Source organism: Serratia sp. szju, assembly GCF_044594185.1.
Lineage (GTDB): Bacteria > Pseudomonadota > Gammaproteobacteria > Enterobacterales > Enterobacteriaceae > Serratia > Serratia bockelmannii.
The window spans coordinates 259,945-275,035 of sequence record NZ_CP172576.1 but is presented as its reverse complement, the minus strand read 5'-3'; the positions used below and the strand labels follow the sequence as shown (position 1 = coordinate 275,035).

At 60.3% G+C, this 15,091-nt stretch carries 16 protein-coding genes; 11 read left to right on the top strand and 5 right to left on the bottom strand.

Annotated features, from left to right (window positions below; translation table 11 throughout):
* Window positions 1-168: 168 nt before the first annotated feature.
* Both RE418_RS01380 and RE418_RS01375 read right to left on the bottom strand, forming a co-directional pair.
* Window positions 169-771: a peroxiredoxin C gene (locus RE418_RS01380; RefSeq protein ID WP_004940403.1), complete on the bottom strand. Its 603-nt coding sequence runs from the start codon at window positions 769-771 to the stop codon at window positions 169-171.
* A 229-nt stretch (window positions 772-1,000) separates the two neighbouring features.
* Entirely contained in the window at window positions 1,001-1,582 is a 582-nt protein-coding gene (locus tag RE418_RS01375; RefSeq protein WP_033651078.1) for an ACP phosphodiesterase, read from the bottom strand.
* 120 nt (window positions 1,583-1,702) lie between these two features.
* Here RE418_RS01375 and queA point away from each other — a divergent pair, with 120 nt between their 5' ends.
* The 5 genes from queA to secF all read left to right on the top strand — a co-directional run bounded on the left by queA (window position 1,703) and on the right by secF (window position 7,187).
* The gene (gene queA, locus RE418_RS01370; protein WP_089180598.1) at window positions 1,703-2,773 is read left to right on the top strand and encodes a tRNA preQ1(34) S-adenosylmethionine ribosyltransferase-isomerase QueA; all 1,071 of its coding nucleotides are present in this window, start codon (window positions 1,703-1,705) and stop codon (window positions 2,771-2,773) included.
* Window positions 2,774-2,845: 72 nt separating this feature from the next.
* Complete coding sequence (gene tgt, locus RE418_RS01365; protein WP_016928877.1) at window positions 2,846-3,970, top strand: tRNA guanosine(34) transglycosylase Tgt; 1,125 nt, start codon at window positions 2,846-2,848, stop codon at window positions 3,968-3,970.
* 33 nt (window positions 3,971-4,003) lie between these two features.
* Complete coding sequence (gene yajC, locus RE418_RS01360; protein WP_004940391.1) at window positions 4,004-4,336, top strand: preprotein translocase subunit YajC; 333 nt, start codon at window positions 4,004-4,006, stop codon at window positions 4,334-4,336.
* A 24-nt stretch (window positions 4,337-4,360) separates the two neighbouring features.
* The gene (gene secD, locus RE418_RS01355) at window positions 4,361-6,208 is read left to right on the top strand and encodes a protein translocase subunit SecD (protein WP_004940390.1); all 1,848 of its coding nucleotides are present in this window, start codon (window positions 4,361-4,363) and stop codon (window positions 6,206-6,208) included.
* 10 nt (window positions 6,209-6,218) lie between these two features.
* The gene (secF, locus tag RE418_RS01350; RefSeq protein WP_004940389.1) at window positions 6,219-7,187 is read left to right on the top strand and encodes a protein translocase subunit SecF; all 969 of its coding nucleotides are present in this window, start codon (window positions 6,219-6,221) and stop codon (window positions 7,185-7,187) included.
* Between the two features lie 65 nt (window positions 7,188-7,252).
* Here the strand turns inward: secF and RE418_RS01345 are convergent, their stop codons facing one another.
* Entirely contained in the window at window positions 7,253-7,813 is a 561-nt protein-coding gene (locus tag RE418_RS01345; protein ID WP_089180599.1) for a DUF3251 domain-containing protein, read from the bottom strand.
* 176 nt (window positions 7,814-7,989) lie between these two features.
* Between RE418_RS01345 and nrdR the strand changes: the two genes are divergently transcribed.
* From nrdR to pgpA, 6 genes are all read left to right on the top strand, one after another.
* Complete coding sequence (nrdR, locus tag RE418_RS01340) at window positions 7,990-8,439, top strand: transcriptional regulator NrdR (protein WP_004940387.1); 450 nt, start codon at window positions 7,990-7,992, stop codon at window positions 8,437-8,439.
* Window positions 8,440-8,449: 10 nt separating this feature from the next.
* Complete coding sequence (gene ribD / locus RE418_RS01335) at window positions 8,450-9,559, top strand: bifunctional diaminohydroxyphosphoribosylaminopyrimidine deaminase/5-amino-6-(5-phosphoribosylamino)uracil reductase RibD (protein ID WP_025301750.1); 1,110 nt, start codon at window positions 8,450-8,452, stop codon at window positions 9,557-9,559.
* A gap of 107 nt (window positions 9,560-9,666) precedes the next feature.
* Window positions 9,667-10,137 (top strand): 6,7-dimethyl-8-ribityllumazine synthase, encoded by a 471-nt coding sequence (ribE, locus tag RE418_RS01330; RefSeq protein ID WP_004940385.1) that lies wholly within the window; start codon window positions 9,667-9,669, stop codon window positions 10,135-10,137.
* A gap of 20 nt (window positions 10,138-10,157) precedes the next feature.
* Window positions 10,158-10,574: a transcription antitermination factor NusB gene (gene nusB, locus RE418_RS01325; protein ID WP_004940384.1), complete on the top strand. Its 417-nt coding sequence runs from the start codon at window positions 10,158-10,160 to the stop codon at window positions 10,572-10,574.
* Between the two features lie 51 nt (window positions 10,575-10,625).
* A complete protein-coding gene (gene thiL, locus RE418_RS01320; RefSeq protein ID WP_043135634.1) occupies window positions 10,626-11,618 on the top strand; it encodes a thiamine-phosphate kinase in 993 nt (330 codons plus the stop codon).
* The gene (gene pgpA, locus RE418_RS01315; protein WP_004940382.1) at window positions 11,611-12,105 is read left to right on the top strand and encodes a phosphatidylglycerophosphatase A; all 495 of its coding nucleotides are present in this window, start codon (window positions 11,611-11,613) and stop codon (window positions 12,103-12,105) included. Before thiL ends, pgpA begins: the two co-directional genes overlap by 8 nt.
* 33 nt (window positions 12,106-12,138) lie before the next feature.
* Here the strand turns inward: pgpA and RE418_RS01310 are convergent, their stop codons facing one another.
* On the bottom strand, window positions 12,139-13,113 hold the full coding sequence (locus RE418_RS01310) for an aldo/keto reductase (protein WP_049206201.1): 975 nt from the start codon (window positions 13,111-13,113) through the stop codon (window positions 12,139-12,141).
* A 107-nt stretch (window positions 13,114-13,220) separates the two neighbouring features.
* Window positions 13,221-15,086: a 1-deoxy-D-xylulose-5-phosphate synthase gene (dxs, locus tag RE418_RS01305; protein WP_025301753.1), complete on the bottom strand. Its 1,866-nt coding sequence runs from the start codon at window positions 15,084-15,086 to the stop codon at window positions 13,221-13,223.
* Between the last annotated feature and the right edge of the window lie 5 nt (window positions 15,087-15,091).

The following is a 15,091-nucleotide window of genomic DNA, read 5'->3' as shown; positions in this document are numbered from 1 at the left end:
CGAGCCAGCGTTATTGATAGTAGCCGCAGATGGGCATTCACGCGGCGAACTGGGCGGGAAATGTGAGCGGAAACAGGGAAATAAAGCACTGAAGGCGGGCGGTCTGCCCCAAAAAGGGGCATAAAAAAACCGGCCGCGTGGGCCGGTTGATTCACTATCAGGCTGAAATTACAGCTTGGCAGCGTTTTCAGACAGGTATTTTGCCACGCCGTCTGGGGAAGCGCCCATACCTGCTTTGCCTTTTTCCCACTGAGCCGGGCACACTTCACCGTGCTCTTCGTGGAATTGCAGCGCGTCAACGGTACGGATCATTTCGTCGATGTTACGGCCGATTGGCAGGTCGTTAACAACCTGAGCACGCACGATGCCGTCTTTGTCGATCAGGAAGGAGCCGCGCAGCGCAACGCCAGCTTCCGGGTGTTCGATGCCGTAAGCTTTCTGGATTTCACGCTTAACGTCAGCAACCATTGCGTATTTCACTTCACCGATGCCGCCTTTGTCGACAGGGGTTTTACGCCATGCGTTGTGGACGAATTCTGAGTCGAAGGAAACGCCAACCACTTCAACGCCACGCTTCTGGAACTCTTCATAGCGGTGATCGAAAGCGATCAGCTCGGAAGGGCATACGAAGGTGAAGTCCATTGGCCAGAAGAACAGCACGGCTGGTTTACCGTTCAGGTGCTTCTTCAGGTTGAAGTTTTCAACGATTTCGCCGCTACCCAGTACGGCAGCTGCAGTGAAGTCAGGGGCTTGACGAGTTACCAGGACCATAATTACTCCTGTAATAGGTGTTAAAGGGTGGATGTAAAAACAAGGGCCAGTATAGGGGCCACGACTTGGCGAATAAAGGGCAAAAGACCAATCGATGAGATAGCTTTTACCTATTAAATTCATTAATTAAATTTGACAGGCTTTAAAAATAACCTTTTCCCACAAAAGGGCAAGCGGCAAAGCGTAAATTCTTGCAAGGCGCTGCAATTTCAAACGCTTGAGCTTGACCTCAGAGCGTTTTTTCCTTCGCCTGCTGCATCATTTGTGGATAAAACTGCCAGAATTGTGTTTCAAGCTGATGATAGTGTCGCTCGACGTCGGCGAACGAGCCTGCCAGGGCATCGAGGCGCGGACGGCGGCTGGCCATGCCCTGCAATACCCGGGCGATGAACGGCAATTCGGCGTAGCGTTCCAGCCAGCGTTCCGGCCACAGATAGCCGTTCAGGTTCTGAAAACGCGGCGGCGTGAGCGGCAGGTAAGGTTCGATCTGGCTGCGGGCTTCCTGGGTAAACTGGTGCAGGTCGCGTGAAGGCTCCAACTGCTGCCAGTGGCGCGCCAGAAAATGGTCCCACACCACGTCGAGGGTAATTGGCGCCACGCGGCGGTAGGGGGCGCTGAAATAGTCGCGGCAGGCTTTCACCTGCGGCAGGCTGTCGGTCAGCACGTCGACGCGGCGGTGCATCATGATGCCGGCTACGACCTCGGGCTGATAGTCGGCGGCGGGGTTGCCGCGCACGAAATCAGCCAGCAGGTTGCCCAGCAGCGAGCTGTCCGCCAGCATGGCCAGGTGAAGATGAGCGAGAAAATTCATCCCTCAACTATACCCGAAGTCAGGCAAATCCTCCTTATTTCTTGCCGCTGACCGCCCCCGGCTTTAGACTAGGCCGCCTGTTTTTTACCAACCAGCCTTAAATTGAAGAAGTGAATACCCATGCGCGTCGCTGATTTTTCGTTTGAACTTCCCGAATCCCTGATTGCCCACTATCCCCAGGCCGAGCGCAGCGCATGCCGCCTGCTGCAGCTGGACGGGCCGAGCGGGGCGCTGACGCACGGCGTATTCACCGATCTGCTGAATAAGCTGGAAGCCGGCGACCTGCTGGTGTTCAACAATACCCGCGTGATCCCGGCGCGCATGTTCGGCCGCAAGGTCAGCGGTGGCAAGATAGAAGTGCTGGTGGAGCGCGTGCTGGACGACCATCGCGTGCTGGCGCACGTGCGCGCGTCGAAAGCGCCCAAGCCGGGCGCCGAGCTGCTGTTGGGGGATGATGAGAGCATCGCCGCTACCATGGTGGCGCGCCACGAGACGCTGTTCGAGCTGCGCTTCAACGACGAACGCGATGTATTCACCCTTCTCAACGCGGCCGGCCACATGCCGCTGCCGCCTTATATCGCTCGCCCGGATGAAGACGCCGACCGTGAGCTGTATCAGACGGTCTACAGCGAGAAACCGGGCGCGGTCGCCGCGCCGACCGCCGGCCTGCACTTCGACGAACCGCTGCTGGCGGCGCTGCGCGCCAAAGGCGTGGAAATGGCGTTCGTGACGCTGCACGTCGGCGCCGGCACCTTCCAGCCGGTGCGCGTGGAAACCATCGAAGATCACGTGATGCACGCCGAATACGCCGAAGTGCCGCAGGAGGTGGTGGATGCGGTACTGGCCTGCAAAGCGCGCGGCAAGCGCGTCGTGGCGGTGGGCACCACCTCGGTGCGTTCGCTGGAAAGCGCCGCTGCGGCCAGCAAAGAGGCGCTGATTGCGCCGTTCTTCGGCGACACCAGCATCTTTATCTATCCGGGCTATCACTACCAGGTGATCGACGCGCTGGTGACCAATTTCCACCTGCCGGAATCGACCTTGATCATGCTGGTGTCGGCCTTCGCCGGCTACAAAAATACCATGAACGCCTATCAGCAGGCGGTGGCCGAGCAGTACCGCTTTTTCAGCTATGGCGATGCGATGTTCATCAGCCGTAATCCGCAGGCGGAAAACGAGTCCGTCGGCGGTTAATTTCCCGGGCTGCGCCCACGGCGCGGCCCCGTTTCAACGACATCAGACTGTTTCTCTGATGCTGGAGGCTTTGTGAAGTACGAACTACAAACTACCGATGGCCGCGCACGCCGCGGCCGCCTGATTTTCGACCGCGGCGTGGTGGAAACCCCGGCCTTTATGCCGGTCGGCACCTACGGCACGGTCAAGGGCATGACGCCGGAAGAAGTGAAAGAAACCGGCGCGCAGATCCTGCTGGGCAACACCTTCCACCTGTGGCTGCGCCCTGGCCAGGAGATCATGAAGCTGCACGGCGATCTGCATGATTTCATGCAGTGGCCGGGCCCGATCCTCACCGACTCCGGCGGTTTTCAGGTGTTCAGCCTGGGGGCGATGCGCAAGATCAAAGAGGAAGGCGTGTACTTCCGCAACCCGATCAACGGCGACAAGGTGTTCCTGAGCCCGGAAAAATCGATGGAAATCCAGTATGACCTGGGTTCCGACATCGTGATGATTTTCGATGAATGTACGCCGTACCCGGCCGACTGGGACTACGCCAAGCGTTCGATGGAAATGTCGCTGCGTTGGGCGCAGCGCAGCCGCCAGCGTTTCGACGAGCTGGAAAATAAAAATGCGCTGTTCGGCATCATTCAGGGCGGCGTTTACGAAGATTTACGTGATGTTTCCGTCAAAGGGCTGGTGGATATCGGCTTTGACGGGTACGCTGTGGGCGGCTTGGCTGTAGGCGAGCCGAAAGAGGATATGCATCGCATTCTTGAACACGTTTGCCCGCAAATTCCGGAAGATAAGCCACGCTATTTGATGGGCGTCGGCAAGCCGGAAGATTTGGTGGAAGGCGTGCGCCGCGGCATCGACATGTTCGACTGCGTCATGCCGACCCGCAACGCCCGCAACGGCCATTTGTTCGTGACTGACGGTGTGGTAAAAATCCGTAATGCCAAGCACAAGGATGATACTTCTCCGCTGGATAAGGACTGTGATTGCTACACGTGTCGCCATTACAGCCGCGCCTACTTGCACCATCTCGACCGTTGCAACGAAATATTGGGTGCTCGACTGAACACAATTCATAACCTGCGTCACTACCAGCGCCTGATGGCGGGTTTACGCCAGGCTATCGAAGAGGGTAAATTAGAGCAGTTTGTTGCGGATTTCTATGGTCGGATCGGCAAGCCGATTCCGCCTTTAAACGCTTGATCTAATAATTGATAACTTAATGAGGGAATTTCAATGAGCTTTTTCATTTCTGACGCCGTCGCATCCGCAGGGGCTCCGGCTCAGGGAAGCCCGTACTCTCTGATCATTATGCTGGTGGTGTTCGGCCTGATCTTCTACTTCATGATCCTGCGCCCACAGCAGAAACGCGCGAAAGATCACAAGAAGCTGATGGACTCCATCGGTAAAGGCGACGAAGTGCTGACCACCGGCGGCCTGATCGGTCGTGTGACCAAAGTGGCCGACACCGGCATCATCGCCATCGCGCTGAACGACACCACGGAAGTGATGATCAAGCGTGACTTCGTGGCGGCCGTTCTGCCGAAAGGTACCATGAAGGCCCTGTAATCTTTTTTCCCGAAGGGAATTGCCGTGCTAAACCGTTATCCTTTGTGGAAGTATCTGATGTTGATCGTCGTGATCCTCGTCGGTCTGCTTTATGCGCTTCCCAACATCTACGGTGAGGATCCGGCCGTACAAATCACTGGCGCGCGCGGTGTTGCCGCCAGTGAAACTACGCTGGACCAGGTCCGTACCGTATTAGAAAAAGACAACATCGCGAGCAAGTCGATTGCGCTGGAAAATGGCGCTATCCTGGCTCGCTTTAAAGATCCTGACGTTCAGCTGCGCGCCCGCGAAGCGCTGGTGACCGAGCTGGGTGACAAATTCGTCGTGGCGCTGAACCTGGCGCCGGCCACGCCGACCTGGCTGGCCATGCTGGGCGCAGAACCGATGAAACTCGGCCTGGACCTGCGCGGCGGCGTGCACTTCCTGATGGAAGTGGACATGGACACCGCGTTGAGCAAGCTGCAGGAACAGACCATGGATACCCTGCGCAGCGAGCTGCGCGAGAAGGGCATTCCTTACGCGTCTATCCGCAAGCTGGACAACAACGGCGTGGAAGTTCGCTTCCGTGACGATGCGGCTCGCGACCAGGCCATCAGCTACATCGGCCCGCGTCAGCGCGATCTGGTGCTGTCCGCCAACGGCGCCAACACCATGAAAGCGAACCTGACGGACGCCCGTCTGAGCGAAGCGCGTGAATACGCCGTCCAGCAGAACATCACTATCCTGCGTAACCGCGTCAACCAGCTCGGCGTCGCCGAACCGCTGGTGCAGCGCCAGGGCGCCGACCGCATCGTGGTCGAGCTGCCGGGCATTCAGGACACCGCGCGTGCCAAAGAAATTCTGGGCGCCACCGCGACCCTGGAGTTCCGTCTGGTGAACACCAATGCGGACGCCACTGCGGCGGCCAACGGCCGCGTGCCGGGCGATTCCGAGGTGAAATATACCCGCGATGGCCAGCCGATCGTGCTGTACAAGCGCGTGATCCTGACCGGTGACCACATCACCGACTCCACCTCGAGCACCGACGAATACAACCAGCCGCAGGTTAACATCTCGCTGGATAGCGCCGGCGGCACGTCGATGTCCAACTTCACCAAGGACAACATCGGCAAGCCGATGGCGACCCTGTTCGTGGAGTATAAGGACAGCGGCAAGAAAGACGCCAATGGCCGCGCTGTGCTGGTGAAACAGGAAGAAGTGATCAACGTGGCGAACATTCAGTCGCGTCTGGGCAACAGCTTCCGCATCACCGGTATCGGCAACCCGAACGAAGCGCGTCAGCTTTCGCTGCTGTTGCGTGCGGGTGCGCTGATCGCGCCGATTCAGATCGTTGAAGAGCGCACCATCGGTCCAACCCTGGGTCAGCAGAACATTACCCAAGGTCTGGAAGCCTGTCTGTGGGGCCTGGTGGCGTCCATCGTCTTCATGGTGGTCTGGTACCGTAAGTTCGGCGTGATCGCCACCACGGCGCTGGTCGCCAACCTGGTGCTGATCGTCGGCGTGATGTCCCTGTTGCCGGGGGCGACGCTGACCATGCCGGGCATTGCCGGGATCGTGTTGACGCTGGCGGTGGCGGTCGACGCCAACGTACTGATTAACGAACGTATCAAGGAAGAGCTGAAGAATGGCAGGTCCGTTCAGCAGGCAATCCATGAGGGCTATAAAGGCGCGTTCTCCAGTATCGTCGACGCCAACATCACCACGCTGATCACCGCGGTCATCCTGTACGCAGTGGGCACCGGTTCGATCAAAGGCTTTGCGATCACCACCGCGATCGGTGTGGCGACGTCCATGTTCACCGCGATTGTCGGTACCCGTGCCATCGTCAACCTGCTTTACGGCGGCAAACGCATTAACAAGCTGTCTATCTGAGGAGTGCGTTGTGGCACAGGATTATACTGTTGAGCAACTCAACTACGGCCGTAAAGTCTACGACTTTATGCGCTGGGACTATTTGGCCTTCGGCATCTCGTTGCTGCTGTTGGTCGCGTCGATCGTCACCATGTCGGTGCGCGGGTTTAACTGGGGTCTGGATTTCACCGGCGGTACGGTGATTGAAATCAACCTGGAGAAGCCGGCTAACCTTGACCTGATGCGCGATACGCTGGAGAAGGCCGGGTTCCAGGATCCGATCATCCAGAACTTCGGCAGCAGCCGCGACGTGATGGTGCGCATGCCACCGGCGACCGGCACCGCAGGCCAGGAACTGGGCAACAAGGTGATCGGCGTGATCAACGACTCGGTGGATAAAAACGCCACCGTGAAGCGCATCGAGTTCGTCGGCCCGAGCGTGGGCAGCGAGCTGGCGCAAACCGGCGGCATGGCGCTGCTGGTGGCGTTGATCTGTATCCTGATCTACGTCGGTTTCCGCTTCGAATGGCGCCTGGCGCTGGGGGCGGTTATCGCGCTGGCGCACGACGTGATCATCACGTTGGGCGTGCTGTCGCTGTTCCACATCGAGATTGACCTGACCATCGTCGCTTCCCTGATGTCGGTTATCGGTTACTCGCTGAACGACAGCATCGTGGTCTCCGACCGTATTCGTGAGAACTTCCGCAAGATCCGCCGCGGTACGCCTTACGAGATCATGAACGTGTCGTTGACCCAGACGCTGAGCCGTACGCTGATGACTTCCGGTACTACCCTGATGGTGGTGCTGATGCTGTACATCTTCGGTGGCGCGATGCTGCAAGGCTTCTCGCTGGCGATGCTGATCGGCGTGTCGATCGGTACCGTTTCCTCTATCTACGTCGCGTCCGCGCTGGCGTTGAAGCTGGGGATGAAACGCGAACACATGCTGCAGCAAAAAGTGGAAAAAGAGGGCGCGGATCAGCCTTCGATTCTGCCTTAACCGCCGCAGTATTCAGCGAAATGAGAAGGAGCGCCTATCGGCGCTCCTTTTTTTTGCCTCGGATTTCAGTGTTGCTGCACCACCGCCGGCTGGGCGGTGGCCACCAGGCTGTGCAGACGGATATAGCCCAGCTGTTCCGGCGTCAGGCCGCTGAAGCGTAGCTCGAAGTCCTGACCGGGTTTCGGCAGCAGCGAGTCGGCGCTGGCGATCGGTTGCGACAGTGCTTCGGCGGTCAGCGGCCGGCCGGTGGCCTCATCCAGTTGACCCCATTCCACCACCGCGTTGAACGGCGGCAGCGTAGCCTGTGAGAGGATGCGCACATGCAGCTGCGCCTGCGTGCCGTTGGCTTCGCTCTTGATGTGGCTCAGCGAAACGCTCAGTTCGCCGATGCTGCTCTGCAAACGGGCAGCGCTTCGAGCCGCCGGCAGCAGGTAGACGCCATTGTCGGAGTGCTGATTGAGCAAATTCTGCCGCTCCAGTGCGGTGGTTTGGTCGGTCAGTACGCTCACTTTCTGGTTCAGCGCGGCGACCTGATGGCGCAGCTGAGGCACGGCGGTGTTGCGCGCGCAGCCCGCCAGCAAAATGGCGGCGGCGAGCAGGGCGATTTTAGGGTAACAGGTTGTCATGACGGCGATTTCCTATGCTGAGTCTCCTGCTATCAAGCTTAGTCCGCATAGTGGTGAAAGTCATATCGCTGCCACCTTCCCGCCGCCTGTCGCAACAAATGGCCGCCGCCCTTTGTTGTGGCTGCACTTCGGGTTAAACTGCATTCATCTATAAAAAACGTTTATCAGGACGTGTTATGCATTGCCCTTTCTGCGCCGCCGTTGATACCAAAGTCATCGATTCCCGCCTGGTGGGGGACGGTTCGCAAGTGCGCCGCCGCCGCCAGTGTCTGGTATGCAATGAACGCTTCACCACCTTCGAGGTGGCCGAGCTGGTGATGCCGCGAGTGATTAAAAGCGATGAGGTGCGCGAGCCGTTCAACGAAGACAAACTGCGTCGCGGCATGCTGAAAGCGCTGGAAAAGCGCCCGGTCAGCTCGGACGATGTGGAAAACGCCCTTAATCATATCAAATCCCAACTGCGCGCCACCGGCGAACGCGAAGTGCCGACCAAGTTAGTCGGCAATCTGGTGATGGACGCGCTGAAAAAGCTGGATAAGGTGGCCTACATTCGCTTCGCGTCGGTGTACCGCAGCTTCGAAGACGTGCGCGAGTTCGGTGAAGAGATTGCCCGCCTGCAAGACTAAAGGATCTTTCATGCATCACGACGAATTTTACATGGCGCGCGCCTTCGAACTGGCGCGGCTGGGGCGTTTCACCACCGCGCCCAATCCGAACGTCGGCTGCGTTATCGTGCGCGACGGCGAAATTGTCGGTGAAGGCTATCATCTGCGCGCCGGCGAGCCGCATGCGGAAGTGCACGCGCTGCGCATGGCGGGCGACAAGGCGCGCGGCGCCACTGCCTATGTCACGCTCGAACCGTGCAGTCACCACGGCCGCACGCCGCCCTGCGCCGATGCGCTGGTGGCCGCCGGCGTGACGCGGGTGGTCGCGGCGATGCAAGATCCCAATCCGCAGGTGGCGGGGCGCGGCTTGTACAAGCTGCAGCAAGCCGGCGTCGAAGTCCGTCATGGCCTGATGCTGGCCGAGGCCGAAGCGGTCAACCTGGGCTTCCTCAAACGCATGCGCACCGGTTTCCCCTATGTGCAGCTGAAGCTGGGCGCGTCGCTGGACGGCCGCACGGCGATGGCCTCCGGCGAAAGCCAGTGGATCACCTCACCCGAAGCGCGTCAGGACGTGCAGCGCCTGCGCGCGCAGAGCGCCGCCATTCTCAGCACCAGCGCCACCGTGCTGGCGGACGATCCGTCGCTGACGGTGCGTTGGGATGAGCTGGACGCCGAGACGCAGCGCCTCTATCCGCGCGAAAATCTGCGCCAGCCGCTGCGCATCCTGCTCGACAGCCAAAATCGCATTACCCCGCAGCACCGCGTGGTGCAGCAGCCGGGCGCTACCTGGCTGGCGCGCCTGCAGGCGGATGAACAGGCCTGGCCGCAAGAGGTCGAACAGTTTATCTGCCCGGCGCACGGCGGCGGCATCGATCTGGTGGTGATGATGATGCTGTTGGCCAAGCGCCAGGTGAATTCAATCTGGGTAGAGGCGGGCGCAACGCTGGCCGGCGCGCTGCTGCAGGCTGGCCTGGTGGATGAGCTCATTTTGTACATCGCGCCGAAACTGTTGGGCGATAATGGCCGTGGCCTGTGTCATCTGCCGGGCCTGGAACGGCTGGCCGACGCGCCGGAATTCGTCTTTAGTGACGTGCGTCAGGTTGGCCCCGATCTGCGTTTGCGCCTGCGGGCGAAACACTGAATCTCGCGCCCGCGCGCCGGTTTTACAAAAGCGCCGCGCAGGCGATGAAAGAATATGATAGAATCCGCCCCCCTGCGGGGTATTGAACCCATTTTTAAGGAAAGCCCATGAAAGTTATCGAAGGTGTTGTTGCTACTCCAAATGCCCGTGTGGCGATCGCAATTGCACGTTTTAACAATTTCATCAACGACAGCCTGCTGGAAGGTGCTATCGACGCGCTGAAACGCATTGGTCAGGTTGCTGACGACAACATCACCGTTGTCTGGGTCCCGGGCGCTTACGAGCTGCCGCTGACGGCGAGCGTATTGGCCAAAACCGGCAAATACGACGCGGTTATCGCGCTGGGCACCGTTATCCGTGGGGGCACCGCGCACTTCGAATATGTAGCGGGCGAAGCCAGCTCCGGCATCGGCAACGTTGCGATGAATGCCGAAATCCCGGTTGCCTTTGGCGTGCTGACCACCGAAAGCATCGAACAGGCGATCGAACGCGCCGGCACCAAAGCGGGCAACAAGGGCGCTGAAGCCGCGCTGACCGCACTTGAAATGATTAATGTTATCAAAGCTATTAAAGCCTGAATTTAGTTAAGGGGAATTCCGTGAAACCTGCTGCTCGTCGCCGCGCTCGTGAGTGCGCTGTTCAAGCGCTTTACTCTTGGCAGTTGTCTAAAAACGACCTTGCCGATGTTGAACACCAGTTCCTGACGGAGCAGGATGTCAAAGATGTTGACGTCGCCTATTTTCGCGAGTTGCTGTCCGGCGCGGCAGTGAATGCAGGTATGCTGGACGAACTGATGGCGCCTTACCTGTCGCGTCAGCTCGAAGAGCTGGGCCAGGTGGAGCGCGCGGTGCTGCGCGTCGCGCTGTTTGAACTGAAAATGCGCGAGGATGTCCCTTATAAGGTGGCGATTAACGAAGCGATCGAGCTGGCGAAAACCTTCGGCGCGGAAGACAGCCACAAGTTTGTGAACGGGGTGCTGGATAAAGTGGCGCCAACCCTTCGCAAGAAAAAGTAAAACATTAAGGCCGGCATTCCCGGCCTTAATTTCTTCTAGTGGAATATCGATATGGCATGCGGCGAATTTGACCTCATTGCCCGCTATTTTGACCGGTTTAAGCGCGTGCGCCGGGATGTACAGTTGGGCATTGGAGATGACTGCGCACTGCTGGCAGTGCCGGAAAAACAGCTGGTGGCCGTCAGTACCGATACGCTGGTGGCGGGCATTCACTTCCTGCCGGACATCGATCCGGCCGATCTCGGTTACAAGGCGCTGGCGGTCAATCTGAGCGATCTGGCGGCGATGGGCGCCGATCCTGCGTGGCTCTCGCTGGCCCTGACCCTGCCGGAGGTGAACGAGCCGTGGCTGAAGGCCTTCAGCGACAGCCTGTTCGATCAGCTCAACTATTACGGCATGCAGCTGATTGGCGGTGATACCACGCGCGGCCCGCTGAGCATGACGTTGACCATTCAGGGGCTGATCCCGGCCGGCCGGGCGCTGACCCGCAGCGGCGCGCGCATCGGCGACTGGATCTATGTGACCGGCACGCTGGGCGACAGCGCCGCCGGTCTGGCGATCCTGCAGGATCGCCTGGCGGTGACGGATGCGGCGGCGCGCGATTATCTGGTCGCGCGTCATCTGCGGCCGCAGCCGCGGGTGTTGCAGGGGCAGGCGCTGCGCGATCTGGCCAGCTCGGCGATCGACATCTCCGATGGCCTGATTTCCGATCTGAAGCATATCCTGAAGGCCAGCGACTGTGGCGCACGCATCGTACTGGACGAGCTGCCGATGTCGCAGGCGCTGAGCAGCCACGCCGATGCCGAGCAGGCGCTGCGCTGGGCGCTGGCGGGCGGCGAAGATTATGAGCTGTGCTTCACCGTGCCGGAGATCAACCGCGGTGCGCTGGAAGTGGCGCTGAGCCACCTCGGAGCCGACTACACCTGTATCGGCCAAATTGGCCCGCTGTCTGAAGGTATTCGCTATTATCGCGACGATGAGGCGGTAGAGCTGGACTGGGCCGGCTTCGATCATTTCAACGCGGAGCCGGGCACCGATGGATGAAGCCAAGCGCCGGCTGCGGATGAGCAATCCGTGGCACCTGCTGGCCACCGGTTTTGGCAGCGGTTTGTCGCCGGTGATGCCGGGCACCATGGGATCGCTGGCGGCGATCCCGTTCTGGCTGCTGCTGATCCAACTGCCGTGGCAGCTTTACTCGCTGGCGGTGATGTTCAGCATTTGCATCGGTGTCTATATTTGCCATCGCACGGCAAAAGACATGAAGGTGCACGATCACGGCAGCATCGTCTGGGACGAGTTCGTCGGCATGTGGATCACGCTGATGGCGTTACCGGTCAACGATTGGCGCTGGGTCGCCGCCGGTTTCGTCATCTTCCGCATTCTGGATATGTGGAAGCCGTGGCCGATCCGCTGGTTCGACCGCAACGTGCATGGCGGCATGGGTATTATGGTCGACGATATCATCGCCGGCGTGCTGTCCGCCGGCATCATCTACCTGATTGGGCACCACTGGCCGATCGGGCTGTTCTGACAGACGGGCGCGCTGTTTCGCGCCCGCTTCTCTTTATTCAAACCCTGTCACCCGGTGCGGCACGTAAGCCGTCTCCAGTTCCGCCACCTCTTGCGGCGACAAACTCAAATCGACTGCGGCGATGGCGTCGTCCAGCTGTTCGCTGCGCGAAGCGCCGACGATCGGTGCGCTGACCGCCGGCTTGTTCAGCAGCCAGGCCAGCGCGATCTGCGCGCGTGACACGCCGCGTTCGTCGGCGAGGCTGGCGACGCGCTCGGCGATAATGGCGTCAATGCCTTCGGTTTCCTCGTACAGGCTCTTGCCGAACTGGTCGGAAACCAGCCGCGCGGTGGTTTCGCCCCAGGGGCGGGTCAGGCGGCCGCGCGCCAGCGGGCTCCACGGCAGCACGGCGATGCCTTCGGCGGCGCACAGCGGGTGCATCTCGCGCTCTTCTTCGCGCTGGATCAGGTTGTATTGATCCTGCATGCTGACGAAGCGCGTCCAGCCGTGCAGATCGGCGGTATACAGCGCTTTGGCGAACTGCCAGGCGTACATCGAGGAGGCGCCGATGTATCGCGCCTTACCGGCTTTCACCACGTCGTGCAGCGCTTCCAGCGTCTCTTCCAGCGGCGTTTCGTAATCCCAGCGATGGATTTGCAGCAAATCGACATAGTCGGTGCCCAGACGCCGCAGGCTGTCGTCGATGGATTGCATGATCTTGGCGCGCGACAAACCGCGCTCCAGGTTGCTCAGCGGGAAATACACCTTGGTGGCGATCACCACCTCCTCGCGGCGCGCATAGTCGCGCAGTGCCCGGCCGAGGATCTCCTCGCTGCTGCCGTCGGAATAGCTGTTGGCGGTGTCGAAAAAGTTGATGCCGGCTTCCAGCGCCTGTTTCAGCAGCGGACGGCTACTCTCTTCAGGCAGCGTCCAGGCGTGATTGCCGCGGTTCGGTTCGCCGTAGGTCATGCAACCCAGGCAGATGCGCGAGACGTTCAGATCGGTGTTGCCCAGTTTCAGGTACTTCATGCTTGCCTCCCATTCACAGCTCAGACAGTAACTGTAGCGCGGATCCCGAAGGGCGGAAACGAAAACGCCCCCGAGAGCGGAGGCGTTTTTTCAGGCGCGGGGGCTGATTACTGCGCCAGCCAGGTTTCGATTTGGCGCTGAATGCCGGCGGCGTCCAGCCCCAGATCGGCGCGCAGCTCTTCCTGGCTGCCCTGCGAGACGAAGCTGTCCGGCAGGCCGAGGTTCAGCACCGGCACCGGGCGGCGTTTGGCCATCAGCAGTTCGTTAACGCCGCTACCGGCGCCGCCCATGATCGCGTTTTCTTCCAGCGTGACCAGCGTTTCATGGCTGGCGGCCAGTTCGAGCACCAACTGCTCGTCCAGCGGTTTGACGAAGCGCATGTCGACCAGCGTGGCGTTGAGCGCTTCCGCCGCTTGCGCGGCCTCCGGCAGCAGGGTGCCGAAGTTGAGAATGGCGATCTTTTCCCCCTGACGGCGCACCACGCCTTTGCCGATCGGCAGCAGGCTGAGCGGCTCCAGCGCAGCGCCGGTGCCGGTGCCGCGCGGATAGCGCACGGCGCTCGGGCCGTCGTTATAGTGATAGCCGGTATACAGCATCTGCCGGCATTCGTTCTCGTCGCTTGGCGTCATGATCACCATGGTCGGGATGCAGCGCATGAACGACAGATCGAACGCCCCCTGATGGGTCTGGCCGTCGGCGCCGACGATGCCGCCGCGATCGATGGCGAACATCACCGGCAGGTTTTGGATCGCCACATCATGGATCAGCTGATCGTAGGCGCGTTGCAGGAAGGTGGAATAGATCGCCACCACCGGCTTGTAGCCGCCGATCGCCAGCCCGGCGGCGAAAGTGACCGCGTGCTGCTCGGCGATCGCCACGTCGAAATATTGCTGCGGGTAGTCGCGAGAGAACTGCACCATGCCGGAGCCTTCGCGCATCGCCGGCGTGATCGCCATCAGCGAGCTGTCTTTGGCGGCGGTTTCACACAGCCAGTCGCCGAATATTTTCGAATAGGTCGGCAGACCTCCGGCGCTTTTCGGCAGCGTGCCGCTGGCGGGATCGAACTTCGGCACCGCGTGGAAGCTGATCGGATCCTTCTCCGCCGGCGCGTAACCACGGCCTTTCTTGGTCATGATGTGCAACAGCTGTGGGCCTTTCAGATCGCGCATGTTTTTCAACGTGGCGACCAGGCCCTGTACGTCGTGCCCGTCTACCGGGCCGATGTAGTTGAAGCCCAGCTCTTCGAACAGCGTACCCGGCACCACCATGCCTTTCAGGTGCTCTTCGGTGCGTTTCACCAGCTCCTTGATCGGCGGCACGCCGGCCAGCACTTTCTTGCCGCCTTCGCGCAGGGTGGAGTAAAGCTTGCCGGACAGCAGCTGCGCCAGGTGATTGTTCAGCGCGCCGACGTTTTCCGAGATCGACATCTCATTGTCGTTCAGCACCACCAGCATGTCCGGATTGATGTCGCCGGCGTGGTTCATCGCTTCGAACGCCATGCCGGCGGTGATGGCGCCGTCGCCGATCACGCACACCGTGCGGCGGCCTTTGCCTTCACGCTCTGCCGCCACCGCCATGCCGAGGCCGGCGCTGATCGAGGTCGATGAGTGGCCGACCGACAGCACGTCGTATTCGCTTTCGGCGCGCCACGGGAAGGGGTGCAAGCCGTTCTTTTGCCGAATGGTGGCGATGCGGTCGCGACGACCGGTCAGAATTTTGTGCGGGTAGGCCTGGTGGCCGACGTCCCACACCAGATGATCGAACGGCGTGTTGTAGACGAAATGCAACGCCACCGTCAGTTCGACGGTACCCAGCCCGGAGGCAAAGTGGCCGCTGGAACGACTGACGCTGTTCAGCAGGTATTGCCGCAGCTCATCGCACAGCTTCGGCAAGCTCTCTTTGGGCAGCGAGCGGAGTTCCTCGGGGTTTTCCGCTAGCGCCAGGGTTGGGTATTTGGCTATATCAAGACTCATTCGAT